Consider the following 24,423-nt stretch of genomic DNA (forward strand, 5'->3'; position numbering starts at 1 on the left):
GCATGGCACATCTCCCCATTTGCCGCGCAGCTGTTTAGTCTGGCCGTGAATCGCCGCGCTGTCATTGCGGTTATTGTGCACGAGGATACCCCCATGACGGAAGCTTTTCTCTACACCGGATTGCGCACACCCATTGGCCGCTATGCCGGTTCGCTGTCATCGGTGCGGGCAGATGACCTTGCAGCCTTGCCGATCCGGGTATTGGCAGAACGCCACGGGCAATTGTCAGAAATTGTGGAAGAAGTCGTGCTGGGTTGCGCCAATCAGGCCGGCGAGGACAATCGCAATGTCGCGCGCATGGCGGTTTTGCTGTCCGGCCTCGGCGAGAGCGTGCCCGGTGTCACGGTCAACCGCTTGTGCGCAAGCGGGCTGGAAGCCGTAGCGCAGGCTGCTTTCCGTATACGGAGCGGTGGACTCTCTTGCGTTGTTACGGGCGGCGTCGAGAGTATGTCGCGCGCGCCATTTGTGCTCGGCAAAGCCGAGACAGCTTTCTCGAGAACGCCAGAGCTGCAAGACACGACGATTGGCTGGCGTTTCGTCAATCCGGAAATCGAACGGCTCTACGGCGTCGAGTCCATGGGCGAGACCGCCGAAAATCTCGCCGAAGAATTCGGTATATCCCGAGACGATCAGGACGCGTTTGCCGCCCGGTCGCAAGCATTGGCGGGTGCAGCCGCGCCGCAGCTTCAAGATCAGATTACGCCGGTCACCATTCCCCGGCGAAAGGGTGATCCGGTTGTCGTCAGTCACGACGAACATCCCCGCCCGGATGTGACCACCAGCCAGCTGGCGAAACTGCCCGCTGCCTTCCGCAAGGGCGGGAGCGTCACCGCAGGCAATGCCTCCGGCGTGAATGATGGTGCAGCAGCCCTGATCATCGGAGACGAAGCCGCAGGTCAAGCGCTCGGCCTCGATCCGATGGCGCGAATTGTCAGCTATGCCACGGCAGGCGTTCCGCCACGCACAATGGGTATCGGCCCTGTTCCGGCGACGGAAAAGGCGCTCGCGCTGGCGGGTCTGACCCTGAACGACATCGATGTGATCGAGCTCAACGAAGCCTTCGCCGCACAGGTGCTCGCCTGCACCCGCAGCTGGAAGATCGCCGATGATGATGAGCGGCTCAACGCCTGGGGCGGCGCCATTGCGCTGGGTCACCCGCTCGGCATGAGCGGCGCGCGTCTTCCCCTCACCGCTGCGCAGCGCGTACATTCCGTAAACGGACGATATGCCCTCGTTACGCTCTGCGTCGGGGTCGGTCAGGGCGCGGCCATGGTGCTGGAGCGGGTATAACGCATTGCGTGGTTCGAGGCCCGGCGCGCGCCGGGCACCTCACCATGAGTTTGGTTGGCGATTGTTGCTCACCTCATCCTGAGGTGCGAGCATAGCGAGCCTCGAAGGACGAGGTGATTTACTCTCCCACAACCGCCGTCGTTTCGATCTCCACCAATGCCCGCTCCTCGATGAGCCCGGCCACGATCACAAACGCCATCACTGGATAGCTCTTCCCCATCAGCTTTTTCCAGATCGCGCCAAGTTTTGGTCCGGCATCCAGATAAGCCTGACGGTCGGTGATATAGCCGGTCATCCGCACAATATGCTCCGGCCCGGCACCGGCTTCTGCCAGAACCGACAGCGTGTTTTTCAGGACCTGTTCGAACTGATCGGCGAAATCATCGGACACGATGGTTTCCGTCTCGTCCCAACCGATCTGGCCGGCAACGAAGATGTGCCGCCCTGTCGCCTCGATCCCGTTGGAATAGCCTTTCGGGCGCGGCCAGCCCGGCGGGTTGAGCACTTTCATGATCCGGTCTCCGACAAAAGATGGCGGGCAATGATGAGTTTTTGCACTTCCGACGCCCCTTCATAGATTCGCAAGGCCCGGATATCGCGATAGAGCGCTTCGGGAACCGAGCCCTTTGTGACCCCCTGCCCGCCGAATATCTGCACCGCCTTGTCGATCGTGTGCTGAGCAGTCTCCGTTGCAAAGAATTTCGACATCGCCGCTTCGCGCGAGATCCGGCTGACGCCGGAATCCTTCATCCAGGCCCCGCGATAAATCAGCAGCGCGCTGGCATCGATATCAATGGCCATTTCGGCGAGCTGCGACTGCACCACCGGCAGATCCGCCAGCTTGTCGCCAAACAGTTCACGCGACTGGGCCCGGGCGCGGGCTTCATCCATCGCGCGCCGGGCAAAGCCCAATGCTGCGGCAGCAACGGTCGAACGAAACACATCCAGCGTCCCCATCGCATATTTGAACCCGGCATTTTCTTCGCCGATCAGGGCCGAGGCCGGGATGCGGCAATCCTCGAATTTCAACCGCGCCAGTGGATGCGGGGCAATCACTTCGATCCGCTCGGCGACCGAAAGGCCGGGCGTATCGGCGGGCACGATAAAGGCGGAGATTCCCCGCGCACCGGCCTCGCCGGTCCGGGCAAAGACAACGTAGAACCCTGCAATCCCGCCATTCGAAATATAGGTCTTCTCCCCGTTCAGAACGTAATCCTCGCCATCGCGGACTGCACTCAGAGCCAACGAGGACACATCCGAACCCGCCGCCGGCTCCGTCAGCGCAAAGGCAGCGAGGGTTTCTCCGGATGCGACTTGCGGCAACCACTCGGCTTTCTGCTCATGAGAGCCGAACAACGAAATCGTCCCCGATCCGAGCCCCTGCATGGCGAAGACAAAATCCGCCAGCCCCGAATGATAACCCAGCGTCTCCCGCATGAGGCAGAGCGAGCGGACATCCAGCGTCTCGTTCGCACCGCCATACGCTGCGGGCACGCAGTTCTTCAGCCAGCCGGCATCACCCATTTTCCGGGCCATCTGGCGACAGTCCTCATCAATATCGGCATGAGCCGCAAAGCCATTGGTTCCGATCTCTGCTGCGCACCAGTCCCGTGCGGCATCGGCCAGTGCGCGGTGCCGATCCTCAAAAAACGGCCATGCAAGGAAGCTTCTGTCCGCCATGATCAATTCCCCTCGAAGACGGGCTTTTCCTTCGCGATAAAGGCGCGATAGGCGCGGCGGAAATCCTCGGTCTGCATGCAAATCGCCTGTGCCTGGGCTTCCGCCTCGATCGCCTGGTCAATGCCCATATCCCATTCCGCATTCAGCTGGGTCTTGGTGATGCCATTGGCAAAAGTCGGTCCGGCGGCAATCCGCGCCGCCCACTTCCCGGCCTCTTCCATCAACTCATCGCCCGCCACCAGCGCATTCCAGAAGCCCCAGCGTTCGCCTTCATCCGCGCTCATCGACCGCCCGAAAAAGAGAAGTTCGCTGGCCCGGCCCTGACCGATAATGCGGGGCAGGATGGCGCACGCGCCCATATCACATCCGGCCAGCCCGACCCGGTTGAACAGGAAGGCGGTCTTGGCGTCCGGTGTGGCGATGCGCAGGTCCGACGCCATGGCGAGGATCGCCCCGGCCCCGACACAGACGCCGTCGACCGCTGCAATGACGGGCTGCGGGCAATGGCGGATCGCCTTGACGAGATCGCCGGTCATCCGCGTGAATTCAAGGAGTTGCGGCATACCCATTTCGGTCAGCGGCCCGATGATCTCCCGCACATCGCCGCCGGAACAGAAATTCCCGCCTTCCCCCTTGATAATGACCACCTTCACCTCCGGCGCATAAGCCAGCGCGCGGAAGAAATCGCGCAGCTCGGCATAGCTCTCGAAGGTGAGTGGATTCTTTTTCTCCGGCCGGTTCAGCGTGACGGTTCCAACGCCGTCCGCAAACGACCACAGGAAATGTTCCGGATTGTGCGTTGCGGGGTTCATACCTTCATCTCCTGCATTTCGGCGGCGCGTTTGAGATTGCGTGCCAGCTGGACGTGACCGGCAATATACTGGTTGGGCACATCCACCCCGCGATAGCCCAGCTCGGCCGCCGCGCGCAGCGTCCAGTAGGGATCGGCCAGATGCGGCCGCGCCAGCGCCACCAGATCGGCCCGGCCCGCCGCCAGGATCGAATTGACGTGATCGACCTCATAGATATTACCCACTGCCATGGTTGAACAATGCAGCGTATTGCGGATCTGGTCGGAAAACGGCGTCTGGAACATGCGGCCATAAACGGGCTCACCCGCCGGCGTGGTCTGTCCGGCAGACACATCAATCAGATCGGCACCGGCTGCCGCGAAGGCTTTTGCCACTAGCACCGCATCGTCCGGCGTTATGCCGTCTTCACCGACCCAGTCCGTCGCCGACAGGCGCACCGCCATCGGCCGGTCCGCAGGCCAGACCGCCCGCATGGCGGTAAAGACCTCCAGCGGATAGCGCAGCCGGTTTTCCAGACTGCCGCCATATTCATCGTCGCGCTGATTGGAGACTGGCGTGATGAAAGACGAGAAGAGATATCCGTGCGCACCATGCATCTCGACCATGTCGAATCCGGCTTCCAGCGCCCGCTTCGTCGCGGTGACGAATTCATCCTTCACCCGATCCATGTCCTCCCGCGTCATTTCGCGCGGGATCTGGTTCTTCTCGGACCAGGGAATGGGTGACGGACCAATCAGCTCCCAACCACCCGACTCCAGCGGCTCGTTATTGCCTTCCCAGGAGAGTTTCGTTGCCCCCTTGCGGCCGGCATGCCCGATCTGGATAGCCATTTTCGCATTATTCGCATGGACATGATCGACGACGCGTTTCCACGCGGCGACATGTTCATCCGTGTAGATGCCGGCGCATCCGGGTGAAATCCGCGCATCGGCCGCCACATTGGTCATTTCCGTATAGATCAGCCCCGCCCCGCCCATGGCGCGCGATCCGTAATGGACAAAGTGGAAATCATTGATCAGCCCGTCATCGCTGGAATACATGCACATCGGCGAAACCACGACGCGGTTTTTAAGCTCCATCCCGCGCAGGGCATAGGGCACGAACATGGGGGGGCGAACAGAGACGCCCTGCTGGCTTGCAAACCAGCCCTCCATCCGCGCCATCCATTTCGCATCCCGCTCACGCAGATTTTCATGGCTGATGCGTTGCGAGCGTGTGAGTAGCGAATAGGCAAATTGCTTGGGCTCGAAATCCAGATAGCGGTCGAGCGTTTCAAACCATTCGGTGGAATTTCGCGCCGCAGACTGGAGCTTCAAGACCTCCACCGTCCGGACCGCCTGATATTCCTTCAGTCCCTCTTCGATGGGCTGGCTCTTCGAGGTCAGAACCTCGGCCAGCATGATCGCGTCTTCAAAGGCCAGCTTGGTTCCGGACCCGATGGAAAAGTGCGCCGTATGGGCCGCATCGCCCAGCAGGATGACATTCCTGTGTGTCCAGTTTTCGCATAATACGCGCCGGAAATTCAGCCAGGCCGACCCCCGTAAATGCCGGGCATTGCTCATCAGCTCATGGCCGTCGAGCTGGTCCGCAAACAGCGCCTCACAAGCCCGGCAGGTCTCGTCCTGGTCCATCTGGTCAAAACCCAAACCGCGCCAGGTCTCCTCCGAACACTCCACGATGAAGGTCGAGAGATCATCGTCGAACCGGTAGGCGTGCGCCCACACCCAGCCATGCGCCGTCTCCTTGAAGGCAAAGGTGAAGGCATCGAAAACCTTGTGCGTGCCCAGCCAGACGAATTTGTTCGCCCGCACATCGATGTCCGGCTTGAAAACGTCCGCATACTGCTCGCGAATGCGCGAATTGATCCCGTCGGCGGCGATCACCAGATCGGCATCGGGCAGATTGGCCGGATCGGTTTCGGTCTCGAAATGCAGATTGACGCCCAGCTCGGCCGCGCGGTCCTGCAGGATGGCCAGCAGGCGCTTGCGGCCGATACCGCAAAAGCCGTGGCCACCGGAACTTTCAACCGTATTCTTGAAATGGACCTCGATATCATCCCAGTGCGCCAGCGAATCGGCAATCAATTGCGCGCTCTGCGGGTCGGTCGCGGCGAGATTGGCCATCGTCTGATCAGAGAAGACCACGCCCCAGCCGAATGTATCACCCGGCTTGTTACGTTCGTAGATGTCAATTTCGCAGAACGGGTCCCGCAATTTCATCGCGATCGCGAAATACAGGCCCGCCGGGCCGCCACCGATGCATGCGATTTTCATATGAAAAGGCCTCCCCGAACTTGTCCGCGTCAGACAATCACACAACGCGGAAAATGGGGAGGCCTGAACTGGTTTTAGCGGTGGAGGAAGCTAGACGAGGTCCGCGCCCAGCGTGGCTTTGGTATCGGCCGACAACAAGGTCATGTGCGGGTAATTCTCGTGACGAATCCCCAGCATCACGTCGCCGTCGAAGTCCTTGAAAGCGGCGGCCTGATCATCGGTGAAGTCGAAATGGATGAACTGGACGGACGAGGCTTTACCGTCAGCCGTCGTCCGGTCGACATCTGTTTCCGCGCGGGCCTGGATTTCGTGATCCCCGAATTTGAGGAAAATCGTCTCCTCGACGCCGCCCAGCCGCCCCAGCACGCTTTTACGCAATTTTTCATCATCGATCTCGAACATCAATGTCGCCGACAGGTCGCGGCCTTTCGGGATCAGCGGATTGTAGGCGGCGAGTTCATCGGGAATCTGGTCCGGTCCGCCTTTTTCAATGAACAGCATTTCGTGGATCTGCAGCCACATGGTCTCGTAGCTCTCGAAATAGAAGGTCGCATGCGGGCCGATCGGCACACGGCGCGCCTTCTTCAAGGGAACCAGCTCGGCGCGCTTCTGTTTGCGAACCTTTCCGTATTCGGCAAGGTCCATCAGGTCTGCGGCCTTCACCTCGGTCTTGTGCCGGGCTTCGGAGAGATTGACGACATTTCCCATCATTCTGGTCCTTCTAGAGTCCGTAGGCTTTTGCGAAAATTTCAATCGGATGCCAGGTCCGCGCCGGGGCTGACTCAGATTGCAGCGTGTTGATGCCCGTCTTGATGTGATCGCAGGACAGCGGGCAGGTCGACGACACAAATGTGTTGTGATGCTCCAGTGCCTTGCGGAAGACCGGCGTGCCCACCTTGATGGCGGTGTCGTGATTGGCCTTCTTGATACCCCACGTCCCGCCATGCCCCGAACATCGCTCGATGACATTCAGTTCGGTATTCGGGATCATCTTCAGGAGCTCGGTCGATTTCTGCCCGATATTCTGCGCCCGCGAGTGGCAGGACAGGTGCAGGGTGATACCGCCCTTCAATGGCTTCAGCCCCTCGGCCAGGCCCTCATTTTTTGCGACATCCACGATCAGCTGGTCAAAATCCATTGTCGCCGCGGACAGCGCTTTGACATCTTCATCATCCGGCAGAATGAGCGGCCATTCGAACTTCAGCATCAGCGAGCAGGAGGGAACCAGACCCATAATGGTATAGCCGTCATCGACCAGCGGACGCAGTGCCTTTGCGACCTTGCGGGCATTGGCCGCGACCTTGTCGAGATTGCCCTGCTCCAGTTCGGGCATGCCGCAACACCCCGGATAGACCACTTCGGCATCAATGCCGTTCCGGGCCAGTACCGCCAGCGTCGCTTCGCCAATTTCCGGCTTGTTGTATTCACCAAAACAGGTTGCGTAGACCGCCACCTTGCGTTTGCCGTAGGCGGGTGCCTCGGCATTGATTTCGCGTGGGACTTTCGCCCGGCTGGTCAACGTGCGCGTATTGAATTTCGGCAGCTCGGCCTCGGGGCTGATATCCCCCAGTGTGTTGATCAGCGTGCGGACGCCGGTATTCTTCCGGTCCGTTGCCCAGTTGATGACGCCGGCCACTGGCCGCGCCAGCGTGCCATTGCGGTCGGTCTTCACCAGCTGATTGTCGGCAAAGGGAATCTCGCCCTTTTTTTGTGAAATGGCACGATAGCGCAGCATCAGATGCGGGAAATCGATATTGAATTCGTGCGGCGGTACATAGGGGCATTTGGTCAGGAAGCACATGTCGCAGAGCGTGCAGCCATCGACCGTTGCCTTGATATCCGTCTTGGTCAGATCATCGACCGAGAAATTCTCGCTTTCATCCACAGCGTCGAACAGGGTCGGAAAGCTGTCGCACAGATTGAAACAGCGGCGGCAGGAATGGCAGACTTCGGCCTGACGGCGGAATTCCGCGTCAAATTTTTCCTCGTCATAATAATCGGGATTCTGCCAGTCGATCGGATGCCGCATGGGCGCATCCAGAGAGCCTTCGCGCGGCTGTGACGGTGTATCGCTCATGCTTGTGCCTCCCCGGCCAGTCCCGAAAGAAAGCGCCCGAGCCCGCCGTCTGGCCAGCCCGGGCGCTATCGGGATAACAACGAAAGGCGGCCTAGCTGGCCAGTTCGTCCAGTGTTTTCTGGAACTTGCCGGCATGCGAACGCTCGGCCTTCGCCAGCGTTTCGAACCAGTCGGCAATCTCGTCAAAACCCTCTTCGCGAGCGGTCCGCGCCATACCCGGATACATGTCCGTGTATTCGTGCGTCTCGCCGGCAATGGCGGACTTCAGATTGGCTTCGGTATTGCCGATCGGCTCACCTGTCGCCGGATCGCCGACTTCCTCGAGATATTCGAGGTGACCGTGCGCGTGGCCGGTTTCGCCTTCGGCTGTGGAGCGAAAGACCGACGCGACATCGTTGTAGCCTTCGATGTCGGCCTTTTGCGCGAAATACAGATAGCGGCGATTGGCCTGGCTCTCGCCGGCAAACGCTTCCTTGAGGTTTTCTTCGGTTTTGGAACCTTTGAGCGACATGATCTTCCTCCCTTTGCGCCGACCATCCGGCGTGAATATGAGAGCAAACCTAATCGCGCGACAGGCGAAGTCAACGTTTTAGAATCATTCTAAAATTTGAGAATTATTCTCATTGTGAACGGGTGCGGATCACCAGTTCACAGGCGACAATCTCGCTGCCATCGGCGGGTTGGGGCAACAGATCCAGAGGGATGGCACCCTCCGGAATATCGGTCAGTTCACCGGTCGTCTCATTCAGGAAATGATGGTGCGAACTGGTATTTGTATCGAATCGTGTCGCGTCCGACCCCCGCGCCGTAATCGGTCGCAAGAGGCCCGCATTCACGAAATGTCCAAGCGTATTATAGACGGTCGCCAGCGCGATCGGGGCGTCATGGCCCGACAACTGCCCGTATATCTGCTCCGCCGTGACATGCCGGTCCTGACCATCGCCGAACAACAGACGCGCAATCTGCACACGCGGACGCGTGACGCGCAGGCCAGCGGTTTCAAGAAGGGGCAACGGATCGATCATGCATGCTGTTTAGGTCAATCGCGAATTGTTCGCAACTCACGTCTTTGAAGCCGGGGCAACCGCGCGCCGGGAAGGCCGGGAGGCAATAATCAAAAGCCCCAATGGCAAAACCCACGGCACAATGCGTTCGAACGGATCCCCCGGCAGACGCGCCAGCTCACCTGCCCAGCTATCCCCGCCGATCTGGCCGGCCAGATAGAAAAAGACCGTCATGGCAAATCCGGACAGGATCGCCGCCAGTATCGCCCAGCCCGCCGGTTCGCGATGAAACACACGGACCAGAACGACCGGGCCAAAGGCGGCGCCGAGCGCTGACCATGCAAACAGGACGCGGCTGAAAATTGTGGCCGGAAGCGCCAGCGCCAGAGCGACCGCAAGACCCACCAGGATTGCCATCACAATGCGCGAAATCAGGACTTCCCTGCCGGGAAACTGGCGCGCGACGCCCATGTCATGGGCGACAGCGGCCGAAGTCGCGATCAGGAGCGAATCCACGGTCGACATCACGGCCGACAGGACGGCGGCAATGATCAGCCCGGCAATCATCGCGGGAAAAAGGTCGCCAGCGAGCAGATAGAGCAGGCTTTCGCCATCCGCCTCGCCGCCGGTCAGCGCACGGCCCGACAGGGCCAGCGTGATCATGCCGGTATAAACGATCACCGCCCAGCCCATCGCGATCCGGAATCCCTGCTGGCGGGATTTCTCGTCCTTGACGGCCATCAGCCGCGCAATCAGGTGTGGCTGACCGAAGGGGCCCAGCCCGATGGCGGCAATACCCAGCACGAAGCCGATAAAGATGAATCCGGCATGCGGGCCCGTCCAGGACAGATACCCGTCCGGCGCACTCGTACTCAGGGTTTCCCAGACACCGCCCGGCCCGCCCGCGGCGATCAGAGCTGCCGCGGGAAGCAGAATGGCAACCAATGCCATGAGCCCGCCCTGTAGCATGTCAGTGACACTAACCGCCCAGAACCCGCCCAGCAGCGCATAGATGAGGATGACGAGTGCACCGATCAGAAGGCTTTCGACATGCGGCAGGTTGAGTTGGGTTTCAAACGCCGCCCCGGCCGCGCCGAACTGGGCGGCGATATAGAAGATAAAGCAGAAAATGATCAGCACGGCGCTGGTCATGGCAATGACGGTTTTCATGCCGCGCCCGGTTTCAGCCGTCATGAAATCGGTGAGCGTAACATGACCACGCGAGGCGGTTTCCTCGCGCAACCGTTTGCCAAAGACCTGCCATACAACGATATAGCCACCCAATATGCCCGGCACCATCCAGAGCGCACTAAGGCCATTGGTATACACAAAGCCGGTAAACCCCAGCAGCACCCAGGCCGAGGAGGTGGACGCCGCATAGGAGAGCCCCGCCACCCAGGCGCCCAGCCCGCGCCCGCCGAGGAAGAAATCATCCTCCGTCTTGTTGCGGCGGGAGGCCCAGAGGCCAATGCCGATCAGCGCCAGCTTGTAGACGATGAGCGTCGCAATAATGATCAGAGTATTGGTGTCCATGATGTCTCCCCTGCATCGACCCTAGCGCGGCATGTCCGATGCGAATAGTGCCCTCGCCAATGGACGCCTGCGCGCTAAAATGTCATCAGACGACCAACATTCCGACCGATTACAGGACGACCGCCATGAACAGCCACACCGATGTCGATGCCAAAAGCTTCAACTGGGAAGACCCGCTCGATCTGACCGGCCTCTTGTCCGAAGAAGAGCGCATGGTCCAGGAAACCGCGCGCGGCTATGCGCAGGAAAAGCTGATGCCGCGCGTTATCGCGGCCGCACGAGAAGAAAATTTCGACCGTAATATCATGACGGAAATGGGCGAGCTCGGCCTGCTCGGCGCCACCCTGCCGGAAGAATATGGCGGGGCCGGTCTCAACCATGTCGCCTATGGCCTGATCGCGCATGAAGTTGAAAAAGTGGACTCCGGCTATCGCTCCGCCATGAGCGTCCAGTCCTCTCTGGTTATGTATCCGATCTACGCCTTTGGCTCCGAAGAGCAGAAACAGAAATACCTGCCCCGACTCGCCACGGGTGAGTGGGTCGGTTGTTTCGGCCTGACCGAACCCGACGGGGGATCCGATCCGGGTGCCATGCGCACCACGGCGACGAAGGTCTCTGGCGGCTATGTCCTCAACGGCTCGAAAATGTGGATCACCAATTCCCCCATCGCCGATGTGGCAGTGGTCTGGGCCAAGCTGGATGGCGCCATCCGTGGCTTCATCGTCGAACGCGGCACGCCGGGTTTCGAAACGCCCAAGATTGAAGGCAAGATGAGCCTGCGCGCCTCGATTACCGGCTCGATCACGCTCAGCGATTGCAAGGTCGGCGAAGACGCGCTCATGCCGAATGTGAAGGGCCTGCGGGGCCCCTTCTCCTGCCTCAACAAGGCGCGCTACGGCATTGCCTGGGGCGCCATGGGGTCCGCGACCTTCTGCTGGCATGCGGCGCGTGAATATGCGCTGGAGCGCGTCGTCTTCGGCAAGCCGATTGCCGGCACACAGCTGGTCCAGAAAAAGCTCGCCGATATGCAGACCGAGATCTCGCTGGGCCTGATGGGGGCCTGGCGGCTCGGGCGTCAACTCGATGAAGGTGCATGGATTCCGGAAACCATCTCGCTGATGAAGCGGAATAATTGCGGCAAGGCACTCGCCATTGCCCGCGAAGCCCGCGACATTCATGGCGGCAATGGCATTGCCGAGGAATACCATGTGCTGCGCCATGCGGTGAATCTGGAAACCGTGAACACCTATGAAGGCACGCACGATATCCACGCCCTCATCCTCGGGCGCGCCCAGACCGGCATTCAGGCCTTCGCCTAGACATGCATCCGGCAGGAATGGAGAGGGCGGCCCGAGAGCCGCCCTTTTTCGTCTGCATTACTCGAAGACCTTGAGAAGGTCGCCAGCCTGGCCGCCTTCCTTGATTTCCTTGAGGCGGGCGTAGACGACACCGCTGGCAATCAGGGATAGCGGCGCTGCCAGTGAGGAAATCGCAGCATTGAGAACGCTGAACCAGATCGGATAAGAGGCTGTATTTCCCTGCAGAAAGGTATCGCTGCCGCCTGTCGCCATGAAAGCACCGACCAGAATGGCGCCACCGATTGCACTGACAATCCAGATAATGATGATCAGTACGATCGCGGTGCCGATAATCGCCCAGCGATAGTTTTCCGTGAGTTTCAGGCTGCGCTCCAGCGCGCCGAAACCGGCATTTTCGAACACGATGGTTGGCACCATCACATAGAACATCGCCATGATGTATAGACCGGGAACAATCAGGAATACGAGCCCGATACCGGTCATCAGCCCGACCAGAATACCGAGGATCAGAATCGGGAAAAAGCCGGCCAGCGCCGCGCTGATGGCTTTGCCGACCGCACTTCCCTGCCCGACCTGCAGGCTCACCGCCATGCGCACGATCACGGCTTGCGCCAGGATCATCAGAACCAGATAGACGAAGAGCGACCCAAAAGTGCCTGCAAGCATCGCAAGCACGTCACTCGGATCGTTCTGGAAATTGCTGGCAAACAGGCGATTGAAAAACAGTTCGAAAATAAGGGTCGGGATGAAGACGATCAGGAAAAAGACCGGCAGGTTCTTGAAATAGAGCCCGAAGCTCTGCGAGATCATTCGACCGACATCGAGCGGCATCTTTCCGCCCGGCGGTTGCAGTGTTCCTGTCGTGTCAGCCATTATTTCCTCCCCGTGGCCGTTGAATCAGTGCCGTCAGTGTGCCGGGCGCGCCGCCACAATCAATGATTATTTTTGCGTATTCTGCCCGCTTTCGTCCCTGTGATGTTTGTCATCGCGCACATCGCCGAAGAGTTGCTTCTGCTCCAGATAGGCGCGTTGAGCGGTATAAAAGGCATGCAAAAAGGCGAGTACGCGCTCATCTGCAACCGATTCGGCAAAGCCGGTTTTCTTGCGGATTTGTGCCGCCACCTCGACCAGCGTCTTGCGCATGTCGGCCTTGATCGGCTTGTCCAGCGGATTGGCGCGCAGAAGCGTTTCCAGCGTCTGCAATTCGAACCGGCCGTAATGTTCAAGGTGCGAGGCGGAAAAGACAAATTCCTCGTCCGGGCCGGCCGTTGAAAGATCCGGCATCAGCAGGGTCTTGGGCTGAGCCGCGACATAGGTGTTGGCGAGAATATCACCCAGTCTCTGTCGCCGTTTATTGGTGAGCGGGACAATCAGCAGAATGGCAATCCAGACCAGAAGGACAATGTTCCAGAAAAGCCCCATCTGTCCGGCCATCAGAACCATAGTTCCCGGAATGAAAACCTCGACTTCCTTCATTATATTGCGCGCCACGACACCATGGGTCGTCAGACCCCGCCCGTCCGCGGACAAGACGCGCAGCCCGGTCAGTCGTTTGCCCAGCGTCTGCCCGTTCCAGAACAATTCAGCCATGATGTAATAGGGCGCGCGAATAAACAGCGAGAGCAACCCGACCAGAACGCCTGCCGCCTCGCCGCCCAGATTGAATGGCAGGAGAGCAATCACCAGAGTCAGCGCCACAGCACCGAACACGGTGATCAGGATATCGGCAATCTGGGCGCCCATCCGCGCCATCAGACTGGCAACCTCGAAATGAATCGGCACACCTTCCGGCGGCGTCAGAACGGAATAACGCTGAGCTTTTTCATACTGGCGGGCAGCCGCGGCAGGCGTCTTGGCGCGCGCCATCAGTTCCGCCTCCAGCCGGCCAGAAGAAACCACACCGCCCAGACAGCACCAAAACCCCAACCAATGACGATGCGCACTTGCGTATCCTGTATCAGTTGTCGCCCGAAGCCCTCCAGTAGGCCGGCCACAAAAAGCATCAGCGCCGAAATCAGCGCCAGCTTCACAGCATCCTTTGATGCCGCCCGCAGCGCATCCTTTCGGGGCATGTCGCCGGGAAAGAGAAAGGCCAGCCCCAGCATGAACCCGCCGCCGGCCGCAATCATGATCGCGGCCAGCTCGGTCACGCCGTGAATACTGAGCCAGCCAAACAGCTCATACCCGAGATCGCGGCTGTCATAGAGGGCATAGAAGGCGCCCAGCATCAGCCCGTTATAGAGCGTCAGTAGAAAGCTCGGAACACAGGCAAAAATGCCCAATGCGAAGGCAAAAAACGCCACCCGCGTATTGTTGGAAAACAGGTAGGCCGCAAAAGCGCCAAGACCGGCCAGATAGCCGCCGCCATCATCAAACAGGGCCGCACGAAGCGATTCCGTGCTGGCACCCGGATCCCGGCCGCCTGCCAGACCGCCGGGCACAAACGTGTAGAACCAGGCCGTATCCTGCATGAACAGCGCATAGGCGATCACCGCCCCCAGCGCCATGGCCAGAAAGCCGAGGATCAAGCCGATCCAGCTGCGGCGCATGGCCTGCGGAGCCGATGACGCAAAGAAGCGCGTGACCACACCGGAGAGACTTTCCTGCGGTGCATAGACAGCGATATAGGCCCGCGCGACCAGCGCTTCGAGATAGGCGAGAAGGGCCTTGTCCAGCGAAATATCCCGGGCCACCGAAAGGCTCGTTGCCGTTGACCGGTAGAGCCGCGCCAGATCCTGCGCTTCCTGAAAGGACAGTTTCGCCGCCGCACCGCGCTCGGCCTTCCTGACCAGCTCTTCCAGCGCCCGCCAGTCGGCTTCGCGCTGTTCCCGGAAACGGGTTGAGCGTATACGGGCAATATCGGTCATGCGACCTCCCGCGCTTTCAGATCAAGATAGGTCGACACCAGACGCGGGGTCAGCTTGTCCGGCTCCACATCCAGGCACATCACACCCAGACGGTTCAGACGTTCAAACACAATCCGGCGCTCGCGCACGAAATCCGCTGCGGCGACACTCGCGGCGGCCTGCTCGATCGAGGTCACGGGATCGCTGACCAGCGCCTCTGTCTCCGGATCGCGCAGGGCAATGAAAATCACCAGATGTTCACGCGCCAGATGACCGACCTGCTCCAGCATCAATTCCGCCGTCGTGGTATCCACGAAATCGGAGAAGACGATCACCAGGCTGCGGCGCTTCAGCTGGCCTTTCAACGTAGCAAGGGCGAGGGTGTGATTGCTTTCGCGGCTCTCATAGGCGAGGTCGGCCAGGGTCCGGCGCATTTTCGGAAAAGCCTGCCGGCCTGGCGCGGGCGGAAGCCAGACCCGCGGCCGCGAATCATAGGTATAGAGCCCGACCTGATCCCCGCCGGCCGCCGCCGCCCAGGCGGTTGCCAGCGCCGCATTGATCGCATGGTCAATCTTCGGCAGGCCGAGAATTTCCTCGCGCATCAGATACCCGTTATCCAGCGCGATGATGACCGAGTGATTGCGCTCCGCCCGCGTCTCCTTGGAGAGCATACGGCGCTGCCGGGCCGAGCGCTTCCAGTCAATCCGGCGCAGGCTTTCGCCCGGCACATAGTCGCGCAATTGGTGAAATTCGGACCCCTCACCTTCATTGAAGGTGTTTTTTTGCCCCATCAGGCTGGTGCGAACCTGAAGATCAATTTCACCATTCAGCACAGGACGAATGTCCGGCATCACCGCGATCGGCTGCGGCATGCGCGCCTTCGGGACAAATTCAAAGAGGCCCAACCGGCTGGGCCAGCTCATCCAGATATCGCTGAACAACCAGCTCCCGCGGCTCGTGGCGCGGACTTCGAATGTCAGGGTCCGTTCGGCATCCGGGTCCTGATATTCGCCGGGGCCGTCCAGACCGTCCGGCCAGTCAAAACGGAGACGAAAATCAGCCGGCAACGGGCGCCGGAACACCAGTTCATACCGCGCCGTCTCATTGCAGAAAAGCTGTAAAGGTCCCGATATTCCGAACTTCGGGCGGAGCCGGAAACTGGTGAGCAGGTCGAACAGGATCACAAGCCCCAGCGCCGTCCACGGCAAAGCCAGAAGCGTGGCGTTACCGGTCGAGATCGGTAGCAACAGCCCGGTCAACAGCAAGGCGCCCAGCGACAGCCACAGAAGACGAGCGGTTGGACGCACTAGCGCGGCACCTCGATCCGGCCGAGCACGGAGGTCAGGACATCATCGGCCGTGCGGCCTTCAATTTCGGCCGACGGTCCGAGCACGATGCGGTGACGAAGGGCCGGCAGGAAAAGATCGCGGACATCGTCCGGAATGGCATAGTCGCGGCCATCCAGCGCCGCCGTAACACGCACCGCCCCTGCAATCGCATCGGCCGCCCGCGTGGATGCGCCTTCGCGGATATCCGGGTCAGAGCGCGTCTCCCGAACCAGATCGACGATATAGGTCAGGATTTTCTCGTCGAGCCGAATGCTGTCGATCAGACCCTGCGCCGCCGTCAGCTGTTCGCCCGACATGACAGGTTCGATACGGTCGGTCTGGCGGGATTTGTTGAGGGATTGTGCCGCATGGCGGCGCAGGATTTCCAGCTCCGCATCCCGATCCGGGAAGTTCAGGACAATCTTGAACAGAAAGCGGTCATTCTGCGCTTCCGGAAGCGGATACGTGCCTTGCTGTTCGATGGGGTTCTGGGTCGCGATCACATGAAAATGCTCACCCAGCGACATGTCCTGCCCGTCAATCGTCACAATCCCTTCCTGCATGGCCTGCAGGAGCGCGGCCTGGGTCTTGGGCGGTGCACGGTTGATCTCGTCCGCCAGCAGAATGTCAGTGAATACCGGCCCCTTCACGAGGCGAAAGGCGTTGGCACCAAAATCAAAGAGGTTGGCGCCGAGCACATCGCCCGGCATCAGATCCGGCGTGAACTGGATGCGCCCGAAATCCAGCGCCATGGCGGCCGCAAAACTGCGGGCCAGCAGCGTTTTCGCCGTCCCGGGCGGTCCCTCCAGAAGGCAATGCCCGCGTGAAAAAACCGAAACCAGCAGCTGGTTGATAACCGCATCCTGACCGTGAACGGTCTTGCGGATTTCCTGTCGCAGCGCCTCGGCGCCAGTGGCAAAATCGTCGAGCGTAAAATCTGTCATGTCAGCTTCAGCGCCTTTTTGTAAGCGGTTTCCAACCGGGAAAGTGCGGGAACGGTCTGATCCAGACCAGCGGTATCGGGCAGGTTACGGATTTCGGCGATCACATCGCGGAAAGCTTTTGCGACCGCTGCGTCAACGTGATCCAGCCGGCGCAGCACGCGCGCCTCGCGATCTGCAAGGCGGGCATCCCGCCCGAGCGTGCGTTCTGCCAGCGTTGTAATGTGCGTGGTCAGCAAGGTCTTCAGGAGGGCACCATCCGAGCGCGCGCGGCGCATCAGGCGGGCCTGCGCGAAAAGAGACGTCCGCCGCGCCGCGCCATATCCTTCGGTGAAGCGCCGCACCAGCGGAACGCCGCGAACGCCACCCCGCCACAAGAGAATGATCAGAAAGCCGAGTCCCGCCAGCCAGAGCCAGCGGAAGGGCGGCTCGAAATAGCGCAGCAAATCCGACAGGGAACGTGCATGCTCTGCGACATCGCGCAGAAGCCAGGGGCGCGCCGTATAATCGACCATCACAACCCCATCACCGGCCAGGCCGCGGATCAACTCGACCGCCAGACGCGCATTTTCCCCGCGCGCCAGCCCGTGATTGTTCAGTAAATCAGGGTCACTCAGCAACCAGTAGGTCACGTCATTAGTGACGCATTCGAACAGCAAGCCGCGCTCGCCCTCACCAATCAGGGCTTCGCAGCCGAGCGGCGCAACAGCATATTGCGGCGCATAAACAGATGCACTTCCGGTCAGGCGAGGCGCAAGTGAAACCGGCTCCGGTTGGTCAGGTTGCTCATGGGCCAGTCTGTAGAAGGTACCGAAATCGGCTTGCTGATAGTCGTCGGCAGGCTCTTCCACGATGATCTCGCCGGGTTCTTTCGGCGGCAGGTATTCACTCTCGGGCTGGAGTTCCACAATGTCGCCATCTCCGGCAAAGCCCTCGACATCCCAATCCTCGTCAGCTGTTGAATCCACGGGTGGCGTGTAGGCATTGCCGGACTCCCCGGCATCAACGGCCGGTTCGGCAGAAGCGGGAATATCGCCTGGAAGCAGAAAGTCCGGGTGAATGAAACCCGCCTGGCGAATACCGTCGCGCCATTTGGCCATGACGACAAGCGTCGGAAGCGTCTCGATCTTGGTCGAAATGACACCGTTGAAAATGCGCTGGATTTCCGGCCGGAGAAATCGCCCCTCCCCGCTCAAAACCGTTGAATCAATGCCTGCCGTGTTATCGTCGTAAAGCGGCAGTATCCGCAAACCAATGCCCTCCGGATCCAGCGCGCCGCCGCCATGAAAGGCGCGGCTCTCGATGTCATGGGCATCCAGAAGCGCGACCAACCCGTCCAGGCCGATCACGCTGCGCGAAATCCGGGGCGCGCCCTGAAACGTCAACAGCCAGACAATACAGGCGGCCATGAGCAGCAACAAAATGCCCCCGCTGATAAGCGGAAAACGGGGTTTGGAGCGACTCGCCACTACGCGCGTCCTTTTACGTCGCGTAAAACCGGACGCGCCGCTTCGACGGCAGCGACCAGTCCCGCGCGGTCCAGCGTTTCGCCAGCAAAGCGCACGCGCTCGGCCAGCCGGACGAGCGCAGCCACGGGTGCATAATGGCGCCAGTCCCGCGGCAGCCGAAACAGCACGGCCCGCGCCGTTTCGCTTTTGCGCAGCGTCGCATTGATGGAGGCCAGCGCTGTCTCCAGAACCAGCCTCTGCAAGGCACCGATCGCAACATTCTCGTCGTCAATCGCAAGAACCGCTTCAAGCGTCGCGATCTTTTCTTCATTCGCCAGTGCCGGGCCGGCTTCGACCGTCCCGCCGCCCGTCGCGCCGGTATCGGCGTCACCTCTTGTCCCGACCTGGATCACCGATCCATAGCGCCAGATCACATAGATAATCACGCCAAGTATGGCCGCGCCAATCGTCCACAGAAGGATCCGGATGACCGTGAATGGATTGAGGTTTCTCAGGAAATTCACGAACCAGTTTGAGCCGTTCGCTCCGCGAGCCTCCACGCCCGCGCGTTCCCGCCAGTTATCCTCTGCCGGATAGATTTCAGGTACGGGCTGCAAATCCAGCCGTTCCGAAATCTCAGTGAAGTCCGGAGTCCCTGCGGTAACGGGTTCGCTGTCCGCCAGGCGCGCGAAGAGGCCAAAGGCCGCCAGCAGAACCAGGCCCGTAATCGCGACAAAACCAGCCAGCAAAACCGGTCGGGACAAGCCGGATCGGGCCGAACGCACACTCACTTCTGGACACCCCGCATTGCCGACACCACTCCCCTGAGGAACGACCGTAGATAGCGGTCATAGCAAGAGCAAGTGCGGCGTATGAATCTTCGCGAAAATCCCGACACATGTGGATTTCCCAATTGCTAGACGCGGCGCTGCCTGAAACACTTGTGCCATGTCCGCGCGCCCCCGCCTCACCGTCGACCTTGACGCCGTTTCGGCCAATTATCGCTTGTTGCGAGATACGGTTTCGCCAGCGGAATGCGCAGCCGTCATAAAGGCAGATGCCTACGGGTTGGGCGCCAACGCCATCGGACGCCGCTTGCTCGCGGAAAACTGCCGGACCTTCTTTTTCGCCCATCTGCCGGAAGTGGCGGATCTCGCACCAGCCATACAGGCGGTCGACGGCAAGGCGTTTGTCCTGAACGGGGTCGGCCTGTATCCGGTCGCAGACTTCCTGAGCGCCCACGCTATCCCCGTCCTGAATACGCTTGAGGAGGCGCGGCAATGGGCCGCCGAAGCCGGCAATGCCCCTGCCGCCCTTCATCTGGACACCGGCATGAATCGTCTGGGTCTGCCGCATCGGGATGACGACAAAATCCGCGATCTTCAGGATTCCGGTCTCAACCTGATCCATGTGATGAGCCACCTCGCCTGCGCGGATGAGGCCGGCCATCCGCAAAATCGCGTCCAGCTGGAACGGTTCAGGGATCGCGCAGGCCGTTTCGGCAACCTTCCGGCCTCCCTGTCAAATTCAGCCGGATGCTTTCTGGGTAGCGCGTTCCAGTTTGATCTTTCACGCCCCGGCCTTGCCCTCTACGGCGCACAGCCGATCAACGGAAAAGACTTGCCGCTGGCCCTTCCCTATCGGTTCGAAGCGCCCGTGCTTCAGGTCCGTCGTTTTTCCAGAGACGAAGCGTTCGGCTATGGCGGCACGCACTCAGCGGGAGCCGAGGGTTATTCAGCGACCATCGGCGCAGGCTATGCAGACGGGGTTCCCCGCTGCCTGTCAAATCGCGGCCATGTCTGGTTAGGTGGTATCAGGGCACCCATCATCGGACGTGTCTCCATGGACTCGTTTACCGCCGATATTTCGGCCTTGCCGGACCCGGAAGGCCAGCTTCACCGGAGCGCACAGATTTATGGGCCGGACCTGCCCATTGATGCGCAGGCTGCAGCTTCTGGATTGAGCGCCTATGAGTTGCTGACCCGCATCGGCGGGCGTACAGAACGGTTTTATATCAATGAATTGGAATTGCGCTGATACTGCGCTAAGCCAAAATGGATCAAACAGGGGATAATCATGCAACGTATTCTGCTCGCCTTGAGCGTTTTTATGGGCACCGCTGCGGCGGCGCTGGCTGACCCGATTGAGTATTTTCAGGTCGACGGCATTGCCTATGACGAAACCATCCCCGCGCCCGAAGACCGGCTGGGCTTTGGCGTCGGCGACCGCCCCATTCGCCATGATGCCATGGTCGCGTATCTGACAGAGCTCGCAGACCGGTCTGACCGGATATCTGTCGAGACCATCGGCTACTCTCACGAGCACCGCCCCATTCTTTTCTTCACGGTCACCTCGCCCGATAATCAGGACCGTATCGAAGATATCCGCCAGCAGCATCTGGCCCAGCTGGCGCCCGGCAGTACACCCGGAAATGGCCCCGCCGTCATCTGGCTCAATTATGGGGTTCACGGCGCGGAAAGCGCTGGCATGGATGCCGCCATTCCTACGCTTTATCATTTCGCCGCCGCGCAAGGTGCGGAGATCGAAGAGACTCTGGCCAACAGCGTCATTCTGATCACGGCCATTTTCAATCCGGATGGTCATTCCCGCCGCGTCAATCATGTCGAAGCGTTCGGCGCGGAAATCGCCGTTACCGATCCCGACCACGAACAACACAATCTGTGGACAGAGGCCCGAACCAATCATTACTGGTTTGACCTCAATCGCCAGTGGTTATTGCAAACCCAACCGGAATCCCAAGCCTGGCTGGAGCAATGGCATCGCTGGAAGCCGCAAGTCTCCGCTGATTTCCACGAAATGCAGACCGAGGCCACCTTCTATTTCCACCCCGGCGAGCCCCTGAGACGTAATCCGCTCATCCCGGAACGTGCCCGCGAACTGACCGAGGGTATTGCGCAATATCATGTCCGCTTTCTCGATAGCGAAGCGCGCCTCTACACCTCCGCCGAGGGCTTCGATAATTTCTATGTCGGAAAGGGCTCAACCTATCCTCAGGTCAATGGCTCTCTCGGCATTCTGTTCGAGATCGGTGCCGCGCGTGGTGGGCTGATCGAAGCCGATCGAGGGCTAGTCCGCCACGGGGAAAATGTCCGCACGCATTTCCGTACAAGCCTCACGACTGTTGAAGGCGCACTCGCTCAGCGCGAGGCCATTGCCGGCTATCAAAGGCAGTTCTTTGCCGACGCCGCGGCACAAGCCGCGCGCGATTCCGATCGTGCCTATGTGTTTTCCGCCACCGGCGATCCGGAACGTCTGAATCTGTTTGTCGATCTGCTGGATCGCCACGACATCACGGTCCATGCTCTGGCCCGCAATGTGCGGGCTGGGGGGCAGGACTATCGCGCCGGAGAGGCCTTGATCGTCCGGCTGGATCAGCCGCAATACATCATGATCCGCAGCCTGTTTGATCGCGTGACCGAGTTTGACGAGAATATCTTCTACGATGTCTCGGGTTGGACACTGCCGCTGGCCTATGATCTCGAATACGCTCCGCTGGGCCGCACCTTTGCCGCCGACATGCTGGGCGACGTGATATCGCCGCGCGCGGTCGGCACCACGCCGCCGCAGCGCTCCACCTATGGCTATGTGCTTCGCTGGTCGGATTATTTCGCGCCGCGCAGCCTGTATCGCCTTCTGGACAATGACGTCCGTGTCCGCGTCGCCACCGAAAATGTGACAATTCCCGTGACCGGTGGACCGCGCCAGTTCGGCCCCGGCAGCGTCTTCATTCCGCTGGTCGGACAGGATGTTTCCAACGACCGGATTTACGAACTGGTGGCTGAAGCCGCGCGCGAGGATGGCGTCTCAGCCCATGCCGTCGTTTCCGGATCCACGCCCGGCAACACGCCGGATCTGGGTGACAGCAGCGGTTTCCGCTCGGTGGATCAGCCGCATGTGCTGGTGCTGTTTGATGATGGCATCGCCTCTTATGATGCCGGCGAAGTCTGGCACCAGCTGGACTATCGGATGCATATACCGGTGACCTTGCGGCGCAAGGATGAGGTCGGCAGCCTCGACTGGTCACGCTATACCCATCTTGTCATCGTCGGCGGCGGGAATACGCGCCTGTCTGATAGTGCCGCCGATCGTGTCCGCCAATGGGTCCGCGAAGACGGCGGCGTCATTATCGCCAGCCGACAGGCGGCTCTGATGGCGCAGAATGTATTCCTTGGCGTTGAACCCGAAGCGGACGACGAAGAGGAAGAGGACGAAGAGGACAGCTCCGATCCGGATCGCCGCAATTATGCCGACCTGTCCGTCGACGACGCCGAGCATATTATCGGCGGTGCCATATTCGAAGGCGACCTCGACCCCACCCATCCGATCGGCTTTGGCTATTCGGATCGTTTCATCGCACTCCACCGCAACATGGTCGAAACGCTGGAATGGCCGGAAGATGACCCGTTCGCCGTTGTCGTCCAGTATGCCGACGACCCCCTCCTGTCCGGATATGCATCCGGACGACGGCTGGAAGAAATCGGCGGGACACCGGCTGTGATCGCACAACGCATGGGCCGGGGGGCCGTCATTCTGTTCGCGGACAATCCCAATTTCAGGGCCACGTTCCGCGGCAATGAGCGCATGTTCATGAATGCCATCTTCTTCTCCCGGCTGATCACGCCACCGCGCGGGGAGTACTGATCACGGCATGACGGACGCGCCCCTTTTCTACGTCCGGAACGGTCCCGTCGGAGAGTTGGTGCTCAACCGCCCGCAAAAGCGGAACGCACTGACACGCGCCATGTGGCAGACGCTTCCACGTCTGCTCGCCGGGGCCATGGAAGAGCCGGACCTGCGGGTGGTGATCGTCCGCGGAGAAGGGGGAGCGTTTGCAGCTGGAGCAGACATAGCCGAGTTTGAAGATGTCTATGCCACGCCGGAAAGTGCCGATGCCTTTTCCGCCGAAGTTGCAGCTGCGCTGGATGCGCTCGCCGGTTTTCCGCTCCCCACACTCGCACAGATCGAGGGGGCCTGCATCGGGGCCGGGTGCGGCATCGCACTGGCCTGCGATATTCGCTATGCGAGCGAGACAGCCAAATTCGGCATCACGCCGGCCAAGCTGGGCCTGCTCTATCCGCTGAACGACACACGCCGGCTGGTCGATGCGGTCGGGCAGGCTGTCGCACGCGACATGCTGTTTTCCGCCCGCCATCTGGATGCCCGCGAGGCGGCGACCACTGGCCTGGTCAATGCCTGCTTCCCAGCCACCGATCTGGAAGCCCGGAGCCGCGAAATGGCCGGCCTGATCGCCTCCAGGTCCAGAGACAGCCTGCGCGGGCTCAAATCCATCCTCGACCTCATTGCCGGCGGGGTTCACAATGATACGGTAGAAACGCGCGCGCTTTTCCGGCAAGCATTTGATGGTGATGATTTTTCCGAAGGTTATCGGGCCTTTCTCGAAAAGCGGGCACCGGATTTTTCCGGCCCCGACTCCGGCTCCGACAAGGACAAGACATGAAACGCGGACTTCAGATTTTCCTCGCCATATTCAGCCTCGCTCCGCTGTATTTCGGAGTGACCGGCGTCTTCTTTGGAGCCGCCGGCCATATGCCCGCCGACGCGGTGACGCCCGATCTCGACAGCCAGTTTCGCTATCTGTCGGGCCTCTATATCGGCTTTACCGCGCTCATCTGGTGGTTCATTCCCAATATTGATCGTCATGTCTGGCTGTTCCGCCTGCTGACACTCGCCATCTTTCTGGGCGGTCTGGCGCGGCTCTTCTCATACCTGACCGTCGGCGCACCGGCGCCGCAACTGGTCGCCGGGATCGGCATCGAAATCGCCCTTCCGCTCATCATCATCTGGCAGACGGCCGTCGCGCGAAAAGCACAGCTGGAAAACGGATAGACCG

22 protein-coding genes are annotated in these 24,423 nt (G+C 60.4%); 6 read left to right on the top strand and 16 right to left on the bottom strand.

Features of this window, described 5'->3' with window-relative positions; genetic code table 11:
* Window positions 1–93: 93 nt before the first annotated feature.
* The gene (gene pcaF / locus HXX25_RS09875) at window positions 94–1,290 is read left to right on the top strand and encodes a 3-oxoadipyl-CoA thiolase (RefSeq protein ID WP_187165756.1); all 1,197 of its coding nucleotides are present in this window, start codon (window positions 94–96) and stop codon (window positions 1,288–1,290) included.
* A 118-nt stretch (window positions 1,291–1,408) separates the two neighbouring features.
* On the opposite strand, the gene HXX25_RS09880 is transcribed toward pcaF, so the two are convergent.
* The 9 genes from HXX25_RS09880 to HXX25_RS09920 all read right to left on the bottom strand — a co-directional run bounded on the left by HXX25_RS09880 (window position 1,409) and on the right by HXX25_RS09920 (window position 10,669).
* Window positions 1,409–1,801, bottom strand: a complete 393-nt coding sequence (locus HXX25_RS09880) for a RidA family protein (protein ID WP_187165757.1) — start codon at window positions 1,799–1,801, stop codon at window positions 1,409–1,411.
* The gene (locus HXX25_RS09885) at window positions 1,798–2,970 is read right to left on the bottom strand and encodes an acyl-CoA dehydrogenase family protein (RefSeq protein WP_187165758.1); all 1,173 of its coding nucleotides are present in this window, start codon (window positions 2,968–2,970) and stop codon (window positions 1,798–1,800) included. Before HXX25_RS09885 ends, HXX25_RS09880 begins: the two co-directional genes overlap by 4 nt.
* A gap of 2 nt (window positions 2,971–2,972) precedes the next feature.
* On the bottom strand, window positions 2,973–3,782 hold the full coding sequence (locus HXX25_RS09890; protein WP_187165759.1) for an enoyl-CoA hydratase family protein: 810 nt from the start codon (window positions 3,780–3,782) through the stop codon (window positions 2,973–2,975).
* On the bottom strand, window positions 3,779–6,055 hold the full coding sequence (locus tag HXX25_RS09895) for a bifunctional salicylyl-CoA 5-hydroxylase/oxidoreductase (protein WP_187165760.1): 2,277 nt from the start codon (window positions 6,053–6,055) through the stop codon (window positions 3,779–3,781). Before HXX25_RS09895 ends, HXX25_RS09890 begins: the two co-directional genes overlap by 4 nt.
* A 90-nt stretch (window positions 6,056–6,145) precedes the next feature.
* Window positions 6,146–6,766, bottom strand: a complete 621-nt coding sequence (locus HXX25_RS09900; RefSeq protein WP_233346634.1) for a DUF3501 family protein — start codon at window positions 6,764–6,766, stop codon at window positions 6,146–6,148.
* Window positions 6,767–6,776: 10 nt separating this feature from the next.
* Window positions 6,777–8,132 carry a (Fe-S)-binding protein gene (locus tag HXX25_RS09905; RefSeq protein ID WP_187165761.1) on the bottom strand — a complete coding sequence of 452 codons (1,356 nt, stop codon included), beginning with the start codon at window positions 8,130–8,132 and terminating at the stop codon, window positions 6,777–6,779.
* A 91-nt stretch (window positions 8,133–8,223) separates the two neighbouring features.
* Entirely contained in the window at window positions 8,224–8,643 is a 420-nt protein-coding gene (locus HXX25_RS09910; protein WP_109261295.1) for a rubrerythrin family protein, read from the bottom strand.
* Between the two features lie 109 nt (window positions 8,644–8,752).
* Window positions 8,753–9,157, bottom strand: coding sequence for a Fur family transcriptional regulator (locus HXX25_RS09915; protein ID WP_187165762.1), 405 nt, complete (start codon window positions 9,155–9,157; stop codon window positions 8,753–8,755).
* Window positions 9,158–9,193: 36 nt separating this feature from the next.
* Window positions 9,194–10,669, bottom strand: a complete 1,476-nt coding sequence (locus HXX25_RS09920) for a sodium/proline symporter (RefSeq protein WP_187165763.1) — start codon at window positions 10,667–10,669, stop codon at window positions 9,194–9,196.
* Between the two features lie 125 nt (window positions 10,670–10,794).
* On the opposite strand from HXX25_RS09920, the gene HXX25_RS09925 reads away from it, so the two are divergent.
* Window positions 10,795–11,988, top strand: a complete 1,194-nt coding sequence (locus tag HXX25_RS09925) for an acyl-CoA dehydrogenase (RefSeq protein WP_187165764.1) — start codon at window positions 10,795–10,797, stop codon at window positions 11,986–11,988.
* A gap of 57 nt (window positions 11,989–12,045) precedes the next feature.
* Here HXX25_RS09925 and HXX25_RS09930 read toward each other — a convergent pair whose 3' ends face one another.
* From HXX25_RS09930 to HXX25_RS09960, 7 genes are all read right to left on the bottom strand, one after another.
* On the bottom strand, window positions 12,046–12,861 hold the full coding sequence (locus HXX25_RS09930; RefSeq protein WP_187165765.1) for a hypothetical protein: 816 nt from the start codon (window positions 12,859–12,861) through the stop codon (window positions 12,046–12,048).
* Between the two features lie 66 nt (window positions 12,862–12,927).
* On the bottom strand, window positions 12,928–13,854 hold the full coding sequence (locus HXX25_RS09935; RefSeq protein WP_187165766.1) for an RDD family protein: 927 nt from the start codon (window positions 13,852–13,854) through the stop codon (window positions 12,928–12,930).
* On the bottom strand, window positions 13,854–14,855 hold the full coding sequence (locus HXX25_RS09940; protein ID WP_187165767.1) for a stage II sporulation protein M: 1,002 nt from the start codon (window positions 14,853–14,855) through the stop codon (window positions 13,854–13,856). Before HXX25_RS09940 ends, HXX25_RS09935 begins: the two co-directional genes overlap by 1 nt.
* A complete protein-coding gene (locus HXX25_RS09945) occupies window positions 14,852–16,141 on the bottom strand; it encodes a DUF58 domain-containing protein (protein ID WP_187165768.1) in 1,290 nt (429 codons plus the stop codon). Before HXX25_RS09945 ends, HXX25_RS09940 begins: the two co-directional genes overlap by 4 nt.
* Window positions 16,141–17,106: a MoxR family ATPase gene (locus tag HXX25_RS09950; RefSeq protein WP_187165769.1), complete on the bottom strand. Its 966-nt coding sequence runs from the start codon at window positions 17,104–17,106 to the stop codon at window positions 16,141–16,143. Before HXX25_RS09950 ends, HXX25_RS09945 begins: the two co-directional genes overlap by 1 nt.
* Window positions 17,103–18,521 carry a hypothetical protein gene (locus tag HXX25_RS09955; RefSeq protein WP_187165770.1) on the bottom strand — a complete coding sequence of 473 codons (1,419 nt, stop codon included), beginning with the start codon at window positions 18,519–18,521 and terminating at the stop codon, window positions 17,103–17,105. Before HXX25_RS09955 ends, HXX25_RS09950 begins: the two co-directional genes overlap by 4 nt.
* A 50-nt stretch (window positions 18,522–18,571) precedes the next feature.
* The gene (locus tag HXX25_RS09960) at window positions 18,572–19,342 is read right to left on the bottom strand and encodes a hypothetical protein (RefSeq protein ID WP_187165771.1); all 771 of its coding nucleotides are present in this window, start codon (window positions 19,340–19,342) and stop codon (window positions 18,572–18,574) included.
* 157 nt (window positions 19,343–19,499) lie between these two features.
* Here HXX25_RS09960 and alr point away from each other — a divergent pair, with 157 nt between their 5' ends.
* From alr to HXX25_RS09980, 4 genes are read left to right on the top strand one after another with little or no spacing between them, the layout of a single operon-like run.
* On the top strand, window positions 19,500–20,588 hold the full coding sequence (gene alr, locus HXX25_RS09965) for an alanine racemase (protein WP_187165772.1): 1,089 nt from the start codon (window positions 19,500–19,502) through the stop codon (window positions 20,586–20,588).
* Between the two features lie 39 nt (window positions 20,589–20,627).
* A complete protein-coding gene (locus HXX25_RS09970) occupies window positions 20,628–23,213 on the top strand; it encodes a M14 family zinc carboxypeptidase (RefSeq protein WP_187165773.1) in 2,586 nt (861 codons plus the stop codon).
* 7 nt (window positions 23,214–23,220) lie between these two features.
* Window positions 23,221–24,030: an enoyl-CoA hydratase/isomerase family protein gene (locus tag HXX25_RS09975; protein ID WP_187165774.1), complete on the top strand. Its 810-nt coding sequence runs from the start codon at window positions 23,221–23,223 to the stop codon at window positions 24,028–24,030.
* The gene (locus tag HXX25_RS09980; RefSeq protein ID WP_187165775.1) at window positions 24,027–24,419 is read left to right on the top strand and encodes a DUF4345 domain-containing protein; all 393 of its coding nucleotides are present in this window, start codon (window positions 24,027–24,029) and stop codon (window positions 24,417–24,419) included. The genes HXX25_RS09975 and HXX25_RS09980 overlap by 4 nt, the downstream gene beginning before the upstream one ends.
* Window positions 24,420–24,423: the final 4 nt, after the last annotated feature.

The organism is Hyphobacterium sp. CCMP332 (assembly GCF_014323565.1).
Lineage (GTDB): Bacteria > Pseudomonadota > Alphaproteobacteria > Caulobacterales > Maricaulaceae > Hyphobacterium.